Annotated in this window: 19 protein-coding genes; 14 read left to right on the top strand and 5 right to left on the bottom strand. The window is 59.6% G+C overall.

All coding sequences use genetic code 11. The features are described 5' to 3' along the window. The first annotated feature begins 97 nt into the window (after positions 1-97). From J1W56_RS05160 to fghA, 5 genes are all read left to right on the top strand, one after another. Positions 98-475, top strand: coding sequence for an EF-hand domain-containing protein (locus J1W56_RS05160; RefSeq protein ID WP_223612216.1), 378 nt, complete (start codon positions 98-100; stop codon positions 473-475). Between the two features lie 168 nt (positions 476-643). Next, positions 644-1,756, top strand: a complete 1,113-nt coding sequence (locus J1W56_RS05155; RefSeq protein WP_223612215.1) for an S-(hydroxymethyl)glutathione dehydrogenase/class III alcohol dehydrogenase — start codon at positions 644-646, stop codon at positions 1,754-1,756. After that, positions 1,756-2,232, top strand: a complete 477-nt coding sequence (locus J1W56_RS05150; RefSeq protein WP_223612214.1) for a GNAT family N-acetyltransferase — start codon at positions 1,756-1,758, stop codon at positions 2,230-2,232. Before J1W56_RS05155 ends, J1W56_RS05150 begins: the two co-directional genes overlap by 1 nt. Before the next feature lie 6 nt (positions 2,233-2,238). After that, complete coding sequence (locus J1W56_RS05145; RefSeq protein WP_223612213.1) at positions 2,239-2,889, top strand: DUF1345 domain-containing protein; 651 nt, start codon at positions 2,239-2,241, stop codon at positions 2,887-2,889. Between the two features lie 27 nt (positions 2,890-2,916). Continuing rightward, positions 2,917-3,750 carry an S-formylglutathione hydrolase gene (gene fghA / locus J1W56_RS05140; protein ID WP_223612212.1) on the top strand — a complete coding sequence of 278 codons (834 nt, stop codon included), beginning with the start codon at positions 2,917-2,919 and terminating at the stop codon, positions 3,748-3,750. Between the two features lie 9 nt (positions 3,751-3,759). Here the strand turns inward: fghA and J1W56_RS05135 are convergent, their stop codons facing one another. The 3 genes from J1W56_RS05135 to J1W56_RS05125 all read right to left on the bottom strand — a co-directional run bounded on the left by J1W56_RS05135 (position 3,760) and on the right by J1W56_RS05125 (position 6,330). Then, positions 3,760-4,521 (bottom strand): RES family NAD+ phosphorylase, encoded by a 762-nt coding sequence (locus J1W56_RS05135; protein ID WP_223612211.1) that lies wholly within the window; start codon positions 4,519-4,521, stop codon positions 3,760-3,762. Continuing rightward, on the bottom strand, positions 4,481-4,864 hold the full coding sequence (locus J1W56_RS05130; protein ID WP_223612210.1) for an MbcA/ParS/Xre antitoxin family protein: 384 nt from the start codon (positions 4,862-4,864) through the stop codon (positions 4,481-4,483). The genes J1W56_RS05135 and J1W56_RS05130 overlap by 41 nt, the downstream gene beginning before the upstream one ends. Positions 4,865-4,950: 86 nt before the next feature. After that, entirely contained in the window at positions 4,951-6,330 is a 1,380-nt protein-coding gene (locus J1W56_RS05125; protein ID WP_223612209.1) for a cytochrome P450, read from the bottom strand. Positions 6,331-6,610: 280 nt separating this feature from the next. Here J1W56_RS05125 and J1W56_RS05120 point away from each other — a divergent pair, with 280 nt between their 5' ends. From J1W56_RS05120 to gyrB, 3 genes are all read left to right on the top strand, one after another. Then, positions 6,611-8,425: a S10 family serine carboxypeptidase-like protein gene (locus J1W56_RS05120; RefSeq protein ID WP_223612208.1), complete on the top strand. Its 1,815-nt coding sequence runs from the start codon at positions 6,611-6,613 to the stop codon at positions 8,423-8,425. Continuing rightward, positions 8,418-8,846 (top strand): hypothetical protein, encoded by a 429-nt coding sequence (locus J1W56_RS05115; RefSeq protein ID WP_223612207.1) that lies wholly within the window; start codon positions 8,418-8,420, stop codon positions 8,844-8,846. The genes J1W56_RS05120 and J1W56_RS05115 overlap by 8 nt, the downstream gene beginning before the upstream one ends. A gap of 271 nt (positions 8,847-9,117) precedes the next feature. Next, positions 9,118-11,559 (top strand): DNA topoisomerase (ATP-hydrolyzing) subunit B, encoded by a 2,442-nt coding sequence (gene gyrB / locus J1W56_RS05110; protein WP_223612206.1) that lies wholly within the window; start codon positions 9,118-9,120, stop codon positions 11,557-11,559. Between the two features lie 34 nt (positions 11,560-11,593). On the opposite strand, the gene J1W56_RS05105 is transcribed toward gyrB, so the two are convergent. Together J1W56_RS05105 and J1W56_RS05100 are read right to left on the bottom strand one after the other, a co-directional pair. Continuing rightward, the gene (locus tag J1W56_RS05105; RefSeq protein ID WP_223612205.1) at positions 11,594-11,959 is read right to left on the bottom strand and encodes an HVO_A0114 family putative DNA-binding protein; all 366 of its coding nucleotides are present in this window, start codon (positions 11,957-11,959) and stop codon (positions 11,594-11,596) included. A gap of 40 nt (positions 11,960-11,999) precedes the next feature. Continuing rightward, the gene (locus tag J1W56_RS05100; protein ID WP_223612204.1) at positions 12,000-12,251 is read right to left on the bottom strand and encodes a toxin-antitoxin system TumE family protein; all 252 of its coding nucleotides are present in this window, start codon (positions 12,249-12,251) and stop codon (positions 12,000-12,002) included. Between the two features lie 283 nt (positions 12,252-12,534). Here J1W56_RS05100 and J1W56_RS05095 point away from each other — a divergent pair, with 283 nt between their 5' ends. Genes J1W56_RS05095 through J1W56_RS05070 form a run of 6 tightly spaced genes read left to right on the top strand, consistent with a single transcriptional unit; the run spans position 12,535 to position 18,856 of the window. Continuing rightward, on the top strand, positions 12,535-13,590 hold the full coding sequence (locus J1W56_RS05095) for a dipeptidase (protein WP_223612203.1): 1,056 nt from the start codon (positions 12,535-12,537) through the stop codon (positions 13,588-13,590). A 28-nt stretch (positions 13,591-13,618) separates the two neighbouring features. Further along, a complete protein-coding gene (locus J1W56_RS05090; RefSeq protein WP_404927951.1) occupies positions 13,619-15,229 on the top strand; it encodes an ABC transporter substrate-binding protein in 1,611 nt (536 codons plus the stop codon). Positions 15,230-15,256: 27 nt separating this feature from the next. Beyond that, positions 15,257-16,324 carry an ABC transporter permease gene (locus tag J1W56_RS05085; RefSeq protein ID WP_223612202.1) on the top strand — a complete coding sequence of 356 codons (1,068 nt, stop codon included), beginning with the start codon at positions 15,257-15,259 and terminating at the stop codon, positions 16,322-16,324. Beyond that, entirely contained in the window at positions 16,321-17,256 is a 936-nt protein-coding gene (gene nikC, locus J1W56_RS05080) for a nickel transporter permease (RefSeq protein ID WP_223612201.1), read from the top strand. Before J1W56_RS05085 ends, nikC begins: the two co-directional genes overlap by 4 nt. Beyond that, the gene (locus J1W56_RS05075; protein ID WP_223612200.1) at positions 17,253-18,086 is read left to right on the top strand and encodes an ABC transporter ATP-binding protein; all 834 of its coding nucleotides are present in this window, start codon (positions 17,253-17,255) and stop codon (positions 18,084-18,086) included. Before nikC ends, J1W56_RS05075 begins: the two co-directional genes overlap by 4 nt. Beyond that, complete coding sequence (locus J1W56_RS05070) at positions 18,083-18,856, top strand: ABC transporter ATP-binding protein (protein ID WP_223612199.1); 774 nt, start codon at positions 18,083-18,085, stop codon at positions 18,854-18,856. The genes J1W56_RS05075 and J1W56_RS05070 overlap by 4 nt, the downstream gene beginning before the upstream one ends. The last annotated feature ends 47 nt before the right edge of the window (positions 18,857-18,903 follow it).

The raw sequence follows: 18,903 nt of genomic DNA, 5'->3' as shown, positions 1-18,903 counted from the left end.
TTGTATCATGACACACAATCGGTTTTTGATTTTTTTAACGGTTGGCTGCGGGTTTGCTACCATCAATATATTGCCAGCGGCGGCGATGAATTTTGGCATGACCGCGCCTGCCATTCATGCCACGCTTGACCGGGCCAAGCTGGATAAAGGTAATCTGCATAAGGTGAATGATTATCTGGCGGCCCCGCCGCCCTATCCGGAAGGATATGTCCCGCCCAAGCTGGATCAGGAGGGTCTGCAGGCGCAAGTCGACGGGCATCTCAAGGAAATGTTCGACAAGGCCGCCGATCCATCCTCGCATCTCGTCACCATGGCGGCAGCCAAAAATACCGGATGGGGTTTCGTCTCGGACCATTTCGCTGAGATCGACGCGAACCAGGATGGTTTCATCACTTATGGGGAGTATAAGCGCTTTCTCGATGCGCGTTCGCCGGTGAAGCGCCAGCCGAAGGGCGATGTGCAGGTTGTCGAATAGGGCCCTCGTGACAGGGCATTTGTCTGAGGAAGGCCCGGATGCAGCAATCGGCGGCATTTGCGCAAGCAAATGTCGCCGATTTGATTGACGATCCCCGGTGTGATCCTGATAGTGCACAACTGCAAATCAGTAGACCGCATGTTGAAAGACGCATCAGGGAGAATTCGCATGAAATCGCGCGCCGCCGTTGCCTGGGAAGCCAGGAAGCCACTGACCATCGAGACCATCGAGATCGGCGGGCCGAAGCCGGGCGAGGTTCTGGTGGAAGTCATGGCCACCGGCGTGTGCCATACGGATGCCTATACGCTCTCCGGCCTTGATTCCGAAGGCAAATTTCCCGCCATTCTCGGCCATGAAGGCGCGGGCATCGTGCGCGAGCTCGGCGCAGGCGTCACCTCGCTGAAGGTTGGCGACCATGTCATTCCGCTCTACACGCCCGAATGCCGCCAGTGCAAGACCTGCCTGTCGCAGCGCTCAAACCTGTGCACCTCCATCCGCTCGACTCAGGGGCAGGGCGTCATGCCCGACGGCACCAGCCGCTTTTCCTGCGATGGCGGCGAAGTGTTCCATTACATGGGCTGCTCCACCTTCTCCAATTTCACCATCCTGCCGGAAATTGCGCTGGCCAAGGTGCGTGAGGACGCGCCCTTCGACAAGATCTGCTATATCGGCTGCGGCGTGACGACCGGCATCGGCGCGGTGATCTACACCGGCAAGGTCTGGCCCGGCGCCAATGTGGTGGTCTTCGGTCTCGGCGGCATCGGCCTCAATGTCATCCAGGGCGCGCGCATGGTTGGCGCCGACAAGATCATCGGTGTCGATCTCAACCCGGCCAAGGTCGAGATGGCGAAAAGATTCGGCATGACCCATTTCGTCAACCCCAATGAGGTCGGCAATGACAAGGTGGTGCAGGCCATCCAGGACCTGACCGATGGCGGCGCGGATTTCTCCTTCGATGCAACCGGCAATACCAATGTGATGCGCCAGGCGCTCGAATGCTGCCATCGCGGCTGGGGCACCAGCATCGTCATCGGCGTGGCGGAAGCCGGCAAGGAAATCGCAACGCGGCCGTTCCAGCTGGTCACCGGGCGCAACTGGCGCGGCACGGCCTTCGGCGGCGCGCGCGGCCGCACCGACGTGCCGAAAATCGTCGACTGGTACATGGAAGGCAAGATCGAGATCGACCCGCTCATCACCCACACCATGCCGCTTGAGGAAATCAACACCGCCTTCGACCTGATGCATGAGGGCAAGTCGATCCGCTCGGTCGTCGTCTTCTGATGACCGGTGACGGCTACACGGTGGATGTGCGCGGGATGGATGAGTTCAGCCCGCGCGATCTCTATGCCATGCTGCGCCTGCGGGTCGATGTCTTCGTCGTCGAGCAGACATGCCCCTATCCGGAACTTGATGGCAAGGATCTCGACGCGTTGCACCTGCGGCTTCTCCTCGGGGATGAACTGGCGGCGAGCGCCCGCCTGCGCCCGCCGCATGGCGGCATGGATGCGGCGCGCATCGGCCGGGTCGTCGTCTCGCCCGCGCATCGCGGCAAGCGGCTCGGCGAAAAGCTGATGGCCGAGGCCATTGCCGCCTGCGAAACCCGCTTTCCCGGCCGCCCCATCGCACTGTCGGCGCAAAGCCACCTGCAGCGGTTTTATAAATCCTTCGGCTTTCTGCCGGTGTCGGGCGAATATCTGGAAGATGATATTCCGCATGTCGACATGCAGCGGCCGGTGACGGCGCAAACGGCGGGGTAGAAGGCGATGCTGCACCGGCACAATCCCTTTTACATCGCAGCTGTTGCCGGTCTCGCCGCGCTGGCGCTCGCCCTGGTGTTCTACCCGCACCTTGCCTATGTGCTCGGCGCAAACACCTTCTTCATCGTCTATCTCATCCTGACAGCGTTCAAGATCCGCCGGCTGACGGCGGATTTTCTCAGGAAGAATGCTGCCCGTTCCGACGAGCCCATGGCGGTCATTTTTGCCGTTACCCTCGGCACGGTTATCGTGGCGGTGGGGTCGCTTTTCGTGCTGATCAACAGCGGCAAGCATCCGCAGCTGATCAATCTTGTTCCCGCGCTGGCCGCCGTGCCGCTGGGTTGGGCGACCATCCATGCCATGGCCGCCATCCATTATGCGCATCTCTACTGGCAGCCGGATGAAACGGCAGAGGGCACCAAGGACAAGCCGCGCAAACATGTCGGCGGGCTGGATTTCCCTGGCGAAAAGGAGCCGGGCGGCATCGAGTTTCTGTATTTTTCCTTTGTCATCGGCATGACCGCGCAAACCTCCGATACGGCGGTCACCAGCACCGAAATGCGCAAGGTCAACCTGCTGCACGCCATCGTTTCCTTCTTTTTCAACACGGTGCTTGTGGCAGCGGCGGTCAATGTCGCTGTCGCGCTCGGCCAGTAATCAGCTCAAAAAACCACGGGAATTGTCATGGAAACGCTATCGATCGCCAGGAGTTTTGAAGGCACGCAGGGAGTCTATCGCCATCGCAGCGATGCCTGCCAGTGCGACATGACCTTCGCGGTGTTTCTGCCGCCGCAGGCCAAGGATGGTCCGGTGCCGGTGCTGTGGTATCTCTCGGGTCTCACCTGCACCCACCAGAACGTCATGGACAAGGGTGAGTATCGCCGGGCGGCGGCCGAGCACGGCGTTGCCATCGTCTGCCCGGATACCAGTCCGCGCGGCGATCACGTGCCTGATGAAAAGGACAATTGGCAGTTCGGGTCAGGCGCCGGTTTTTATCTCGATGCGACCGAGGCGCCCTATGCCGACAACTACCGCATGGCGAGCTATATCGCGCAGGAACTGCCGGCGCTGATCGCCGCCAATTTTCCCGTCGATATGGCGCGGCAGGGTATTTTGGGCCATTCCATGGGCGGGCATGGCGCCATCACGCTGGCGCTGAAACACCCCGGACGTTACCGCTCCGTTTCCGCCTTTGCCCCCATCGCCCGGCCGGGTGTCGCGGGCTGGTCGCGTCCGGCCTTTGAAAAATATCTCGGCACCGACGAGACGGCGTGGCGTGCCTATGACAGCGTGCTGCTGATCGAGGATGGTCACAGGCTGCCGGAACTACTGGTGGATCAGGGCAAGGCTGATGGTTTTCTCGACGACGGCCTGCGGCCATGGCTCCTGGAAGAGGCGTGCCGGCAGGCCAATATTCCGCTGACGCTCAACATGCGCGATGGTTACGACCATTCCTATTTCTTCATTTCCACCTTCATGGCCGATCACGTCGCCTGGCATGCGGCGCGGCTCGGTTAGGCCACGGTCTTACGGGCGCAGCGTCCTTGCCATGCGCGGGTCGCCGGCAAAGATCGCGCGGCTGAAACCCAGCCGGATGTCCGGCTGGTCGCAGATGGCTTTGACGCCATAATCGGAAAACACCAGTCGCCACGTCGTCGTGTGCGTGGGGCGCGGCATGGCAAAGGCGCCGCAGGAGAGCAGCGCCAGATTGGCGCCGCCCGCGGGGTCGCGCACCGACTGGTAGCGGATGATCTCGATGCCCGCCTGATGCGCCGCGTCGGCCAGCGCAAGGCAGGCCGTATAGTCGGTCAGGTGCGCCCAATGCTCCGCATGCCGGGCAAAGGGCTGGGCCAGCAGATCGATACCGCGCTTCGTCGCATAGCGGCTCTCGAAAGCGGTGAATTCCAGTGCATTGCGCGGCCAGGGCGTCCCCGGGCTCTCGCTGAAGAACAAGAGCCGGTAGAATGCCGTCTCGGCGACGGCCGTTTCAACCACTTCGCTGGCATAGAACACGCCGGGGGAATAGCCCTCGCGCCGGAAGCGTGAATTGCCGGGATAGCGGCCATAGCGAAAGGGCGTTGCCAGGAGATAATCGAGCCGGGCGCAATCCGGCGGCAGGGGCGGCTTGGTCGCTTCGATCTCGTCCTCAAGCAAAGCCTGCTCGTCGAGCGTATCGACAAGTTTCATGGTGGAAACGCGGTGTTGCGCCTCAACGAGACGCCAGCAGGCGCCATGCCGGTCGCGCGCCTCAGATCGGAGCGCGTCGGGCGTCCAGATAGGCAAGGACATGGGCGAGACCGTCAATGGTTTTGATGCGGTTGAGCGGCTTGCCCCCCAGCATGCTGTTGTCGGTGCGGATCCACTGCCGGGCGACGCTGTCGTCACCGCCGACAATGGCGTCCAGCGAACGGTAGAGCCGGATGAAAAGCAGCGCCAGCTCATAACTCTTGCCGGTGAGCGGCGTGCCATCCTCGCTGCGCTTCAGGCGCGATATGCTGGGCTCCGACAGGCCGACCACGGTCGACAGTTCCTTGGCGGTCAGCCCGAGCAGTTCGGACGACCGCAGCAAAGCCTTGGAAACAACGGCGGTCTTGCTGGTGTGTTCCGGTGTGCGTTGGGTGAGTGCCGACATGTCTATACCTTTCATCTGAAAGGAATGTAGCTTTAATTTCAGATGAAATCAATAGGCAGAGATTTTGGTTGTCTGGAAGCCATTCCCTACCGCCTTGCCGAAACCGCCATGGGCAAGCCGCCATCGGGCTGCGTGGTCAGTTTCTGCACCGGCCATGGCTTTGCCGTGCCCACCGTATCGAAACGGTATCTGTGCAGCAGCGTTGCCAGCGCGATGATGGCCTCTTGCAGCGCAAAGCTGGCGCCGATGCACACGCGCGGTCCGGCGCCGAACGGCAGGTACTGGAAACGGTCGATTTTATCGCGGTTTTCCGGATGGAAGCGCGAGGGCACGAAGGCTTCGGGATTGTCCCAGTAGAGGCGATGGCGATGCACCGTCCATGGCATGACCAGAATGGCTGACCCCTTGGGAATATGCAGATCCTTGTACTGATCGTCCTCCACCGGCTCGCGATTGATCGAAGGCGCCGGCGGGTAGAGGCGCATGGCTTCCTCAAAGGCGGCCCGCGTGAAGGGCAGGGCATTCAGCCAGTCATGCGGCGCCGGCAGCGGGTCCTGCTGCATGAAGGCGTCGATTTCCTGCTCGATCAGATCGCGTTCCCATGGCGCCTGTGCCAGCAGATAGAGCGTCCAGCCCAATGCGCGTGCCGTGGTTTCATGCCCGGCGCCGATGAAGGTGATGATATTGTCTTCGATCTCGGCGCGCGACAGCCCGTCCGGCCCTTCCGCGCGCAGCAGCAGCGTCAGGAAATCGTTGGGGACGGCGTCGCCATCCCGGTCCATGCGCGCCTTGCGCAGGACGATCGTCTCGGCAACGATCTTGCGGAAGAAGGCCAGCGCCCTGCGGCCGCGGATCTGGGTGAAGCGCGGCAGCCAGCTCGGCGCACCGAGGAGGTCCAGCGGATCGACGCGCCCCATTGTCTCGAACAGGCGGTCGACTTCATGGGCGAATTCGTCGGGTTCACCGGCAATTTCGCCGGAAAACAGGGTTTCCGCCAGGATATCATAGGTGAGCATCGTCATGTCGCGGGACACATCGACGGTGCCTGCAACGCTTTCATAGCGTTCGGCAAAGCTTTCCGTGGTCCGCTTCATCGCTTCGGCAAAACCGTTGATGTGGCGCGGAGTAAAAACGGGCGCCATGGCCCTGCGCGAGCGTTTCCAGGTCTCGCCTTCGGCTGTCAGCAGCCCGTCGCGCAGGATCGGGCGCAGGATGCGCTGGCGCACCGCCGCCATCTTGTAATTCTTGGCATTGTCGACGAGGACGTGGCGGATCAGACCGGGATCATTGGCGATGATCGTGTGCTGGAAGGCCCAGTCGATGGATACCCATGGTTCGTTGTAGGACGGCTCTCCCCACAATTCGAGCGGATTGCGGTAAATGGTGCGGATCAGCTCGATCGTGCCGACCGGGCCCGTGCGCGGCACCGGTGCGGGGGGAATGAATGCGGTTCTGACAGTGTCCATGTGGCGGCCTCCAGACCCACGATGTGGGGATGTTGTTTCCCGATGTCCAGCCATCCAACCCCGATTCCTGCAATGTCCTGGCCCTTCGCCGGTTCGCCATCGGCTTATCGACCAATGGCTAATTGACGAGGTAGGGTCGGGCAGGGTGTACTCATCCCATGCACCGCCATTTTTGTGAGACAGTCGAAACGACTGGCCGAAAATCAGATTTGTTATCAGTTTTATCTCATTATATCAATAGCTTAAGTATTTTATCGATTTTTATTATGAGGTTGTGACCATGGCTTTCCGCCTGTACTGGCCCCTGCTGGCGGTGTTTCTCGTCTCCTGCAGTGGCGGCTCCGATTCCGAAAAATCCGCTTCAACCGCCTCGTCAGGAACTTTTACCGCCCCCAAGCCCGTGCAGCCGGTGCCCGGGAGTGCCGTCTTTGCCTATGAGCCTTACGATGCGGTTGAGCGCCTTGCCGTGAGCGAAACGCCCTCCAGCAAGGCGCAGACGATCAACCTCAAGGGGAGTGTGATTCCGTTCACCGCAACCGCCGGTCATATGATCGCCTATGACTGGGAAAGTGCCCCGCCGAAGCCGGTTGATCTGGCGCGACTCGATGCGCAAGCCGCCATTTTCTATACGGCCTATACGCGTGACGACCTGCCGCGCGAAACCCGCCCGGTCACCTTCGTGTTCAATGGCGGGCCGGGCGGCGCTTCTGCGGATCTGGACCTTGATTTTCTTGGACCGAAGAAAATCGATACGGTGTCACCGGAACTGAAGCTGCTCGATAATCCCGATACGCTGCTCGACAAAACCGATCTTGTGTTTGTCGATCCGGTTGGAACGGGTTATTCCGCAGCGATCCGGCCGTATGAAAACGCGGATTTCTGGGGCGTCGACAGCGACGCCAAGGTCCTGCGTGACTTTATCACCCGTTACATCAACCTCACCGGCCGGCAAAGCTCGCCGAAATATATTTACGGTGTATCCTATGGCGGTGTGCGTGCGCCGATCATCGGGCGCCGCCTCATCGAAAGCGGCAGTCGCGATTATACGGCTGGCCCGGACGGCAAGCCGGCCAATATCCTGGCCGGATTGATCCTGAACTCGCCGATGCTGGACTTTAAAACAGACTGCCGCCAATCCAACTTCTCCTGCGGGGGAGCGCTGCCGACCTACGCCATGATTGCCGCCTATCACGGCAAACCCGCCGGACGTCAGGATCTGACGACCGAGGATCTGAAAACGGCCGATCCAGCAACTGCGGCGTCAAAGATCGCGAGATTTCTGTCGGATGTCCGCACATTTGCCATCACCTTCAACAGCCTGTATCCGGCCGTATTCCCGGGCGTTTCGCAAGCGGCTTCTGAGCGAATCCAATGGGACGCCTACCTCAAGGCACCCAACTGGTCCGTTTCGGACGCAGGTCAACCCAATGCTGAAGATTTCCTCAATAGGCTCTACTCGCTTACCGGCATAGGCAAACCGTACCAGAAAGGGAATGTGTCCAAGGACAATCCCTGGATCGAAACGCCCAACCTCAATCCCATGCAATTCCTTGAAAAGTTCGATCCGGTGCAGGGTAAGCTTGTCATCAATGACGGACGGGAGTTTTTGTCCAGACAGGCAATCGATCCCTCGCTGGATCGGGCCGATATTTATTATGATTTCATAAAAACCTATCAGGCCGGTTTCATGAACTACAGGTCGACGTCGCCTTATCTGGGTCTCAACGGAGGCATCATCGATAACTGGAATTTTGAACCTGATCCAAGGCTGTCTGGTGCCGAAGGCAGGTTGGGAACCAGTCTTCCGGATATGGCTTTTTCCTTGACCTTGAACCCCAGCCTGAAGGTTCTCATCCAGCACGGCTATTACGACCTCAACACCGTGTTTCATCAGACGGAACTGAACATAACGCGCGCTGGCTTGGCGGCCAAGGTACCGGTCAAAACCTATGAGGGCGGTCACGGCGTTCCGTCCGGCAAGACCCGTTCCTATGAGCGTGTCATGCAGGATCTCGATGCATTCTATGCCCAGCCCCAGACGAACATGATTGCCGGATTGAATGCACCCCGCGTGGAAAGGGATGGCCATGAGTAAGTTTGCTTTGTCGATGGTCACGGTTTTGCTCGCTGTCAGCGCACAAGCACCGGGCTCCCATGCCGGGGATTCCATCAGTTTGACTCGGCCGGATCCGGACATGCGGGCGCGCGCGCTGCGCGCCATTCCTCCGCATGACCAGCCGGGACAGGGAAATCCGGAGCCGATCACGCCGGAGGGCGTGGACAGCGCCATCGACCGCCGTATCCGTTCTCTGTTCGACCGGGCGGCTGACCCTGCCACGCAGCGTGTCACCGTCGCTTCGGCGGAAAAAGCCGGTGTGGGCTATTTTTCCGATCATTTCCGGGAAATCGATCGCGATGAAACCGGCAGTCTCGACTTCGCCGAGGTCAAGGCGTTTTTCGACGCCCAGTCTCCCATTGCAAGGCCGGCGCCGACCGGAATCCAGATTATCAGGTAGCGTGCACCGCTGTGTTCCGGTCCGTGGCGTGCCGCCCGGAATGAATTGCGCGAGAAGGCGGGCCGGGCTCAGCCTTAATCTGTGCCATAGTGCAAGGTTCAGGCACGGATTTCCGCGTCGATCAGGCGTTTTTTAGCCATGATCCGTGGATAGCCTATAGGCTAAGAATTGGAAAAACGTACATTAACCACTATATCTAGGTTTGCAGCCGGGCATGATTCGCCCGGGTCCTTCACGCCAGTTCACGGCGCCAAGAAAAGATTGAATTTATATGAGTGATACACCTGAGATGACGACCGGAACTTCACCGGAATATGGTGCAGATTCTATCAAGGTTCTCAAGGGGTTGGATGCTGTCCGCAAACGCCCGGGTATGTATATCGGCGATACGGACGATGGTTCCGGCTTGCACCACATGGTCTATGAAGTCGTCGACAACGCCATTGACGAGGCGCTAGCCGGTCATGCGACGCGCGTCACTGTCACGCTCAATCCCGACGGGTCCTGCACCGTCACGGACAACGGACGCGGAATTCCCACGGATATGCACGAGGAAGGCGTCTCCGCAGCCGAGGTCATCATGACCCAACTGCACGCCGGCGGTAAGTTCGATCAGAACTCCTACAAGGTGTCGGGCGGTCTGCATGGCGTGGGTGTTTCCGTGGTCAACGCCCTGTCGGTCTGGCTGCGCCTCAAGATTCGCCGTCAGGGCAAAATCCATGAAATGAGTTTCACCCATGGCGTTGCCGATGCTCCGCTGCGGGAAATCGGCGAGTCCAATGGCGAGACCGGCACGGAAGTGTCGTTCCTGCCCTCGACCGACACATTCACCATGGTCGAGTTCGATTTCAAGACGCTGGAACATCGTCTGCGCGAACTGGCTTTCCTGAATTCCGGTGTTCGCATTCTTCTGGCTGACCGCCGCCATGCCGATCCGGTCGAGCTCGAGCTGTTTTATGAGGGCGGGCTGACGGCCTACGTCAAATACCTCGATCGCACCAAAAAGGAACTGGTCAGCGAACCGATCTATATTCGCGGTGAACGCGATGACACCACGGTGGAAGTCGCCATGTGGTGGAATGACAGCTATCACGAGAATGTTCTGTGCTTCACCAACAACATTCCGCAGCGCGATGGCGGGACGCATCTCGCCGGTTTCCGCGGTGCGCTGACGCGCCAGATGACGGGCTATGCCGAAAACACCGGGCAGGCGAAAAAGGCAAAGGTATCGCTGACCGGCGATGATTGCCGTGAAGGTCTGACCGCCGTTCTCTCCGTCAAGGTGCCGGACCCGAAATTCTCGTCGCAGACCAAGGACAAGCTCGTTTCATCCGAAGTGCGCGCGGTCGTCGAAAGTCTCGTCAACGAGGCCTTGTCGAGCTGGCTGGAAGAACATCCCGCCGAAGGCAAGGTTCTGGTGGAAAAGGTCATTCAGGCTGCATCCGCCCGTGAAGCTGCCCGCAAGGCGCGCGACATCACCCGCAAGAATTCGCTGAGCATCAGCTCGCTGCCCGGCAAGCTTGCCGATTGCCAGGAACGCGATCCGGCCAAGTCGGAAATCTTCATCGTCGAGGGCGATTCCGCCGGTGGTTCGGCCAAGGGCGGCCGCTCGCGCCAGAACCAGGCGATCCTGCCGCTGCGCGGCAAGATCCTGAACGTCGAGCGTGTCAAACTCGACCGCATGCTCTCCTCCGATCAGATCGGCACGCTGATCCTGGCGCTGGGAACCAGCATCGGCAAGGACGAGTTCAACCCGGACAAGCTGCGTTACCACAAGATCATCATCATGACCGACGCCGACGTCGACGGGGCGCATATTCGCACGCTGCTGCTGACATTCTTCTTCCGCCAGATGCCGGAACTGATCGAGCGCGGCCATATCTATATCGCCCAGCCGCCGCTTTATAAGGTGTCGCGCGGCAAATCCTCGCAATACATCAAGAATGAAGCGGCCTTCGAGGAGTTCCTGATTGATTCAGGCCTTGAAGAAGCATCGCTGGAGTTGACCGGCGGCGAAGTGCGGGCCGGTACCGATCTGCGGTCTGTCATCAATGATGCGCTGGCTGTCCGTCATCTGCTGCTGGGTCTCAACACCCGCTACGACCGTGCCGTCGTCGAGCAGGCGACCATTGCCGGCGCGCTCAATCCGGAAGCCATTTCCGATACGCCGCGTGCCGAGCTTTTGGTGAAGGAAGTCGCTGCCCGCCTCGACCTGATCGCCGAAGAGACCGAAAAAGGCTGGACCGGCCGGCTTGCAACCCCGGATGACGGTGTCGACGGCTATGTCCTGGAGCGTTCGCTGCGCGGCGTCAAGGAAACCGTGACGCTCGACATGGCCTTGATCGGTTCGGCCGATGCACGCCAGCTCGACCGCTATTCCCCGCGCCTGCAGGAAGTCTACGGCAAGCCGCCTGTCCTGCGCCGCAAGGAAAAGTCCGAATCCCTGGCCGGACCGATTGCCCTGCTCGAGGCGGTCTTTGCCACGGGCCGCAAGGGCCTGTCGCTGCAGCGTTACAAGGGACTGGGGGAAATGAACGCCGATCAATTGTGGGAAACCACGCTTGATCCCAATGCCCGTTCGCTGTTGCAGGTCAAGGTCAATGACGCGACGGACGCCGACAGCCTGTTCTCAAGGCTGATGGGCGATGATGTCGAGCCGCGCCGCGAGTTCATTCAGGACAATGCGCTCAGCGTTGCCAATCTGGACGTCTGATCCCGGACAATAGTCCCGGCTGCGGGCGTTGCCGTCAGGCCACCGCCCGCAGGTCAAAATCGGCGTGAATGATGTCGAACGGCACGCAAACCTTTGCATCCTCGGTACGTTCGACAAGACCCCAATGGATCAAGGCTGTTACATCGTCGTGAACCCGCTTCACATCGCGCCGGAGCGAGCGGGCAAGACCGCGAATGCTGGACGGACCTATCTTTTGCAAATGCTCGATCAGTTCCCAGCGTTTGGGCGTGATGATTGAAAACAGTTGGGCCGGCGAACTGAAAGTGAATGTCGCAACCGGATCGGCGCTTCCCTTGTTCCAGATGTTGGTAAATTCCTTGGCAGCGTCACGCATGACGGCGTTCGTATCGCTGCAGATCTGGATCGCTGCCCGTCTCATTGAGGTATTCTCCTGTCAATTTCCGAATAAAAATTGGTGATCAACGCCTCGACGGAGATGAAGCGATACGGATATTCCCGCCCATCGAGATGGCAGGGATCGCCTTTCCTCTCTCATTGTCGTATCCGACAATCCGCCTGCCGTGCCGACCCCAGAAAAGCCGGTATTTGTAAGGATGCACGCTTCCTTTGACCGGTATGGGAACGGACCAGATTATCATCTCCATGATGGAGCCATCAGCGAATATGCTCTTGTGCCGGTAGATCAGTTTGGCGCCGATGTTGTCAATCATGCCAACGCGCCCCCCCGTTGTCAATCATGCCAACGCTCTGGCAATATTTCACCTTCCTATGGGTAGCAAGTTGGCAATCCGCAGCCACGATCCACAGGTTGCAACCCGTCCGCATGGGCGGCCCGGCACAAATGGGGTTGCTCTTATACTTTTGTACAATTCCTATCTTGCCTGTTCCTCTGCGACATGATCTTTTGTCCAAGAAGAAGCACGCAGCACCGGACGTTGATGAAACGATTTATCGGTGGGCGTGCCTTGTTGGGTAACCTGAGTGGGAATTGAAATGCAGCCTGTCTTTGATGGTCACAACGATGTGCTTTACCGGTTGTGGAAACATTCAAAAGACGGCGCCGACCCGGTCCGCGAATTCATTGAAGGCACCACCTCAGGCCATATCGACAAGAGCCGCGCCCTGAAGGGCGGGCTCGTTGGCGGCCTGTGCGCCATCTATGTTCCGTCAGGCGATCTTGCCTTCAAGGCGCCCGATGCCAAGGGGCATTATTTTACGCCGCTCGCTGCGCCGCTCGAGCGTGCACCCTCCCTCGACATCTCCCTGGAAATGGCCTCGATTGCGCTGCGTCTGGAACAGGCCGGCGGATGGAAGCTGTGCCGTTCCACCGCCGATATCGAGGAGTCGGTGGCCAACGACCAGTTTGCCGCCGTTCTGCACATCGAGGGCTGCGAAGCGATCGATGCCGATCTGGCCGCACTCGAGGTTTTCTATGCGGCGGGGCTGCGCTCGCTCGGGCCGGTCTGGAGCCGCAACAATGTTTTCGCGCACGGCGTTCCCTTCGCCTATCCGTCAGACCCGGATACCGGTCCCGGTCTGACGGCGGCGGGCGAGGATCTGGTCAGGGCGTGCAACCGCCTCGGCATTCTCGTTGATCTTGCCCATATCACGGAAAAGGGCTTCTGGGATGTCGCCCGGATCAGCGATCAGCCGTTGGTTGCCAGCCATTCCAATGTTCACGCGCTCACGCCGATCGCACGCAATCTGACGGACAAGCAGTTCGATGCCATTCGCGAGCGCAAGGGGCTGGTTGGCCTGAACTATGCGGTCGCGATGCTGCGTCCGGACGCCCGCGAGAATGCCGATACGCCGCTCAGCGATATGGTTCGCCACATCGACTATATGGTCAATCGCATGGGAATCGACTGCGTGGCCCTTGGCTCGGATTTTGATGGTGCTAAAATCCCCAGCGAAATCACTGATGCGGCGGGCAATCAGGCGCTTGTCAAAGCGCTGGCGGACGCTGGATATTCAAATGAGGATCTTGCAAAGATTTGCTACGGAAACTGGATGCGTATCCTGCGGTCCGCTTGGCATGAAACGAACTGAAACAACACAAAAAACAGGGGTGACTATTATGTTGATCAACCAGTTAAACGCGAAATTCCGGCTGCTTGTCGGAAGTGCGGCGCTCTCCGCGCTCGTGATATCCGGCGTGCCTGCATGGGCCGCAACGCCAGCCGATACGCTGGTCGAAGCTTTTGCCATCGACGATGTGATTACACTTGATCCGGGCGAGGCCTTCGAGCTCACCATGGGCGAGATCAACGGCAATACCTATGACAAGCTGGTGCGCCTCGACATCAATGACCCCTCGAAGATCATTCCGGACGTTGCCGAGAGCTGGACGGTTTCCGACGATGGCCTGACCTATACGTTCAAGCTGAAGCCGGGCCTGAAATTTGCTTCCGGCAATCCACTGACGGCTGAAGACGTCGCCTATTCCTTCGAGCGCGCCATCAAGATCGACAAGAGCCCCGCCTTCATCCTCACCCAGTTCGGCCTGAAGCCGGACAATGTCACCGAAAAGGCCAAGGCAACGGATCCGAGCACCTTCGTTTTCACCGTCGACCAGCCCTATGCCCCGAGCTTCGTGCTCAACTGCCTGACATCGACGGTTGCATCCGTCGTCGACAAGAAGCTTGTCTCGCAGCATGTGGTCGACAATGACTACGGCAATGCCTGGATGAAGACCAATTATGCCGGTTCCGGCCCGATGAAGATCCGTGACTGGCGCGCCAACGAAATCCTCGTTCTGGAGCGCAACGACAATTATCACGGCACCAAGGCGCCGCTCAATCGCGTGATCTACCGCCATGTCAAGGAAAGCGCCACGCAGCGCCTGCTCCTGGAAAAGGGCGATATCGACGTTGCCCGCAATCTGGAGCCGAACGATCTGGAACAGGTGGTCAAGAACAGCGACATCAAGACGACCAGCGCAGCCAAGGGCACGATCTATTATTTCAGCCTCAACCAGAAGAATGCGAACCTGGCCAAGCCGGAAGTGCGTGAAGCGCTGAAATACCTCGTCGATTATGACGCCATCGGCGAAAAGCTGATCAAGGGCATCGGCGAAATCCACCAGACCTTCCTGCCGAAGGGCATTTTGGGCGAGCTGGACGAAAAGCCCTATTCCCTCAACGTGGCGAAGGCCAAGGAACTTCTGGCAAAGGCCGGCCTGAAGGATGGTTTCTCGGTGACGATGGATGTGCGTAACGGCCAGCCGGTGACGGGCATTGCCGAATCCGTGCAGCAGACCTTTGCCCAGGGCGGCGTGAAGCTGGAGATCATTCCCGGCGACGGCAAGCAGACGCTGACCAAATACCGCGCCCGCACCCATGATATCTATATCGGTCAGTGGGGCGTGGATTACTGGGATCCGAACTCCAATGCGGAAACCTTCACCAGCAATCCGGACAATGCCGATACGGGCACCAACAAGACGCTCGCATGGCGCAATGCCTGGGATGTGCCGGATCTGACCAAGGAAACCAAGTCGGCCCTGCTGGAACGCGATACTGCCAAGCGCGCCAAGACCTATGAGGATCTGCAGAAGAAGGTTCTGGCAACCAGCCCGTTCGTTCTCCTGTTCCAGCAGACGGAAGTTGCCGGTATCCGCTCGAATCTCAAGGGTTTCAAGCTCGGACCATCTTTCGATACCAATTACGTTTTCACCGTATCGAAATGATCAGGGCAAGCGCCCAAGGCTGAAATTATGACGACCACCGAAACACAACTGGAGGCCAGGCGTTCAGGCGCCTGGGCCTCCGGCCTTGCCATTGCTATTGGCCGCTTCGTGCTGATTGGCGCGATCACGTTCCTCGGCCTTCTCGCCGTGACCTTCTTTATCGGACGGGTCATTCCCATCGATCCCGCCCTGGCGATCGTCGGCGATCGGGCTCCGGCCCATGTGGTCGAGCGCGTGCGTGAGGAATATGGCCTGAACCTGCCGCTCTATGAGCAGTTTTTCATCTATGTGAAAGGCGCGCTGCAGGGTAATTTTGGCAATTCGGTCTTGACCTCCAATCCTGTCATGACCGACATCCGCCGGGTGTTTCCCGCCACCATGGAGCTTGCCACGTTCGGCACGCTCATCGGCACGCTTTTCGGCGTACCGCTTGGGGTCCTTGCCGCGGTCAAACGTGGCAGCCTGATCGACCAGATCGTGCGTCTTATCGGCCTTATCGGCTATTCCATGCCGATCTTCTGGCTTGGATTGCTGGCGTTGCTGGTCTTTTACGCCAAGCTTGGCTGGACTTCGGGGCCGGGCCGCATCGACGTCATCTATGAATACACCTTTACGCCCATCACCGGCTTTTATCTTCTCGACGCAGTGCTTCAAGGCAATTGGGACGCCTTCTGGAATATCTTCTCATTCATCATCCTGCCCGCTTCGCTGCTTGGTTATTTCTCGCTTGCCTATATCAGCCGCATGACCCGCAGTTTCATGCTCAATGAGCTGGAACAGGAATATATCGTTGCCGCCCGTGCCAAGGGCCTGTCGGAAACCCGCATCATCTGGGCCCACGCCTTGCGCAACGCCGCCGTGCCACTGGTGACGGTCATTGCCCTGTCCTATGCCAATTTGCTTGAAGGTTCAGTCCTGACCGAAACCGTCTTCTCGTGGCCGGGCCTCGGCCTGTACATCACCAATTCCCTGCAAAACGCGGATATGAACGCGGTCCTTGGCGGCACCATCATCATTGGCGCAGTGTTCATTGCCATCAATCTCCTGTCTGATCTTCTGTATCAGGCGCTTGACCCACGGACGCGCGCACGATGAGCCAGACAATCCATACACCGCCTCCACCCATGTCACGCCGTCAATGGCTGATGAGTGACCGTCCGCAATCGCGCTTGCAGGCAAGGCTTGGCCGCGCCTATCTGGTGTGGGGCCGCTTCGCCAGCAACCGGCTGGCGCTTGCCGGCCTTGCCATTATCGTCGCCCTGCTGGTGGTTGCAGCTTTGGCCAATGTTCTTGCGCCACATTCACCCGTTATCGGCGACCTGCGCAATGCGCGCCTGTTGCCACCCGGTGGTGATTATTGGCTCGGCACCGATGATCAGGGCCGTGATATTCTCTCACGCCTCATCTATGGCTCGCGCCTCACACTCTATGTCGTGATACTCGTAGCGATCATCGCAGCACCCATTGGCCTGATCGTCGGCACTGCCGCGGGTTATGCGGGAGGCTGGGTCGATTCCATCCTCATGCGCCTCACCGATATTTTTCTGGCCTTCCCAAAGCTTATTCTTGCGCTTGCGCTGGTCGCAGCCCTGGGACCTGGCATCGAAAATGCGGTCTTTGCCATCGCCGTGACGTCCTGGCCACCCTATGCGCGTATCGCGCGGGCCGAAACACTGACGATTCGCAATTCCGACTATATTGCAGCTGTCCGCCTGATGGGGGCCTCGCCGGTCCGCATCGTCCTGCGGCACATCATGCCGCTCTGCCTGTCGTCGCTGATTGTCCGTGTGACGTTGGATATGGCCGGTATCATCCTGATTGCCGCGGGTCTTGGCTTTCTTGGTCTCGGCGCTCAGCCGCCATTGCCGGAATGGGGGGCGATGATTGCGTCGGGCCGCCGTTTCATCATGGATCAGTGGTGGGTTGCCGCAGCACCGGGCTTTGCCATCCTGATCGTCAGCCTTGGCTTCAATCTGTTGGGCGATGGCCTGCGCGATGCGCTTGATCCGCGAGGCAACAACCAATGAGCACCCTTTTGACTGTCAAGGACCTGCGGGTCCAGTTTCCGACCCGGACGGGTGTGGTCGATGCCGTACGCGGCGTATCCTTTACGCTCGGCCGCGAACGTCTCGGTATCGTCGGCGAATCCGGTTCGGGCAAGTCCCAGACCGGGCGCGCCATCATGGGGCTGACACCGCCGCATGCGAAAATTACCGCGGAGACGTTGAATTTCGATGGCATCGACCTGCTGAAAGTCTCGGCTGCCGAACGGCGGTCGCTGCGCGGCAACCGGATTGCCATGATTTTGCAGGACCCGAAATATTCGCTCAATCCGGTCATGAGCATCGGGCGGCAGATCGTCGAGACGCTGCGCACCCACGAACGGGTCAGCAAATCCGAGGCGCGCAAGCGCGCGCTCGACATGCTGGCCGCCGTGCAGATCCGCGATCCCGAGCGCGTCTTTGATCTCCATCCGCACGAGGTTTCGGGCGGCATGGGGCAGCGCGCCATGATTGCCATGATGTTGATCACCGGCCCGGAACTGCTGATCGCCGATGAACCGACCTCGGCGCTCGACGTGACTGTCCAGCTGGATGTTCTTGCCATCCTCGACAATCTGGTGCGCGATCGCGGCATGGGGCTGATCTTCATTTCGCACGATCTGCGGCTGGTCTCGTCGTTCTGCGACCGGGTCATCGTCATGTATGCGGGCCATATCGTCGAGGAGATCGCCGCCAAGGACCTGCACAATGCCAAACATCCCTATACGCAGGGGCTTCTGAACTGCATGCCGAAAATTGGTGCCGATACCCATCCTCTCCCTGTCCTTGATCGCAAGCCGGAGTGGGCGGCATGACGACATCTCCTGCCAAAGCGCTTGTCGTCGACAAGCTTGAAGTCACGTTCGACCGTTTCCGTGCCTTGCGGGGTGTCAGCCTCGATGTGATGCCGGGTGAATCCTTCGGGCTCGTCGGTGAATCAGGCTCCGGAAAATCGACATTGCTGCGGGCGGTTGCCGGGCTTGCGCCGACCAGCGGCGGCTCGATCACCGTGAACGGCAAGCTGCTGGACAAGAAGCGCACCAAGGCGTTCTATCGTGAAGTGCAGATGGTGTTCCAGGACCCCTATGGTTCGCTGCACCCGCGCCAGACCGTCGACCGGCTTCTGCTGGAACCACTGGCGGTCCACGGATTTACCGACATTGAAAAGCGAATCCTGCGCGCGCTCGACGAGGTGGGTCTCGGCTCCAGCTTCCGCTTCCGCTACTCGCATCAGCTGTCCGGCGGCCAGCGCCAGCGTGTCGCTATCGCCCGGGCATTGATCCTGGAGCCGTCGATCCTGCTGCTCGATGAACCAACGTCGGCGCTCGATGCATCCGTACAGGCCGAAGTGCTGAACCTGCTGGAACAGATACGCCGCGACCGCAAGCTGACCTTCCTGATGGTCAGTCACGATCTGGCGGTGGTCACCCACATGTGCGACCGGCTGATGGTCATGCAGAGCGGTGCCGAGGTGGAGCGCCTTTCCGCCGCCGATCTTGCCGCCCGCAAGGTGACGCAGGCCTATACGCGCAATCTGCTCGTTGCCAGCGAGGGTTTTGTGCGGCCGGGCGCACCCGCTGCCTAGGTCGTGCTTTATCGGATTTTTACCATGGTGCACGACTTATCGCAGAT

Source organism: Phyllobacterium calauticae (assembly GCF_019991125.1).
Lineage (GTDB): Bacteria > Pseudomonadota > Alphaproteobacteria > Rhizobiales > Rhizobiaceae > Phyllobacterium > Phyllobacterium calauticae.
The sequence above is the reverse complement of the archived record's forward strand: the minus strand, read 5'-3'. Positions and strand labels throughout refer to the sequence as shown.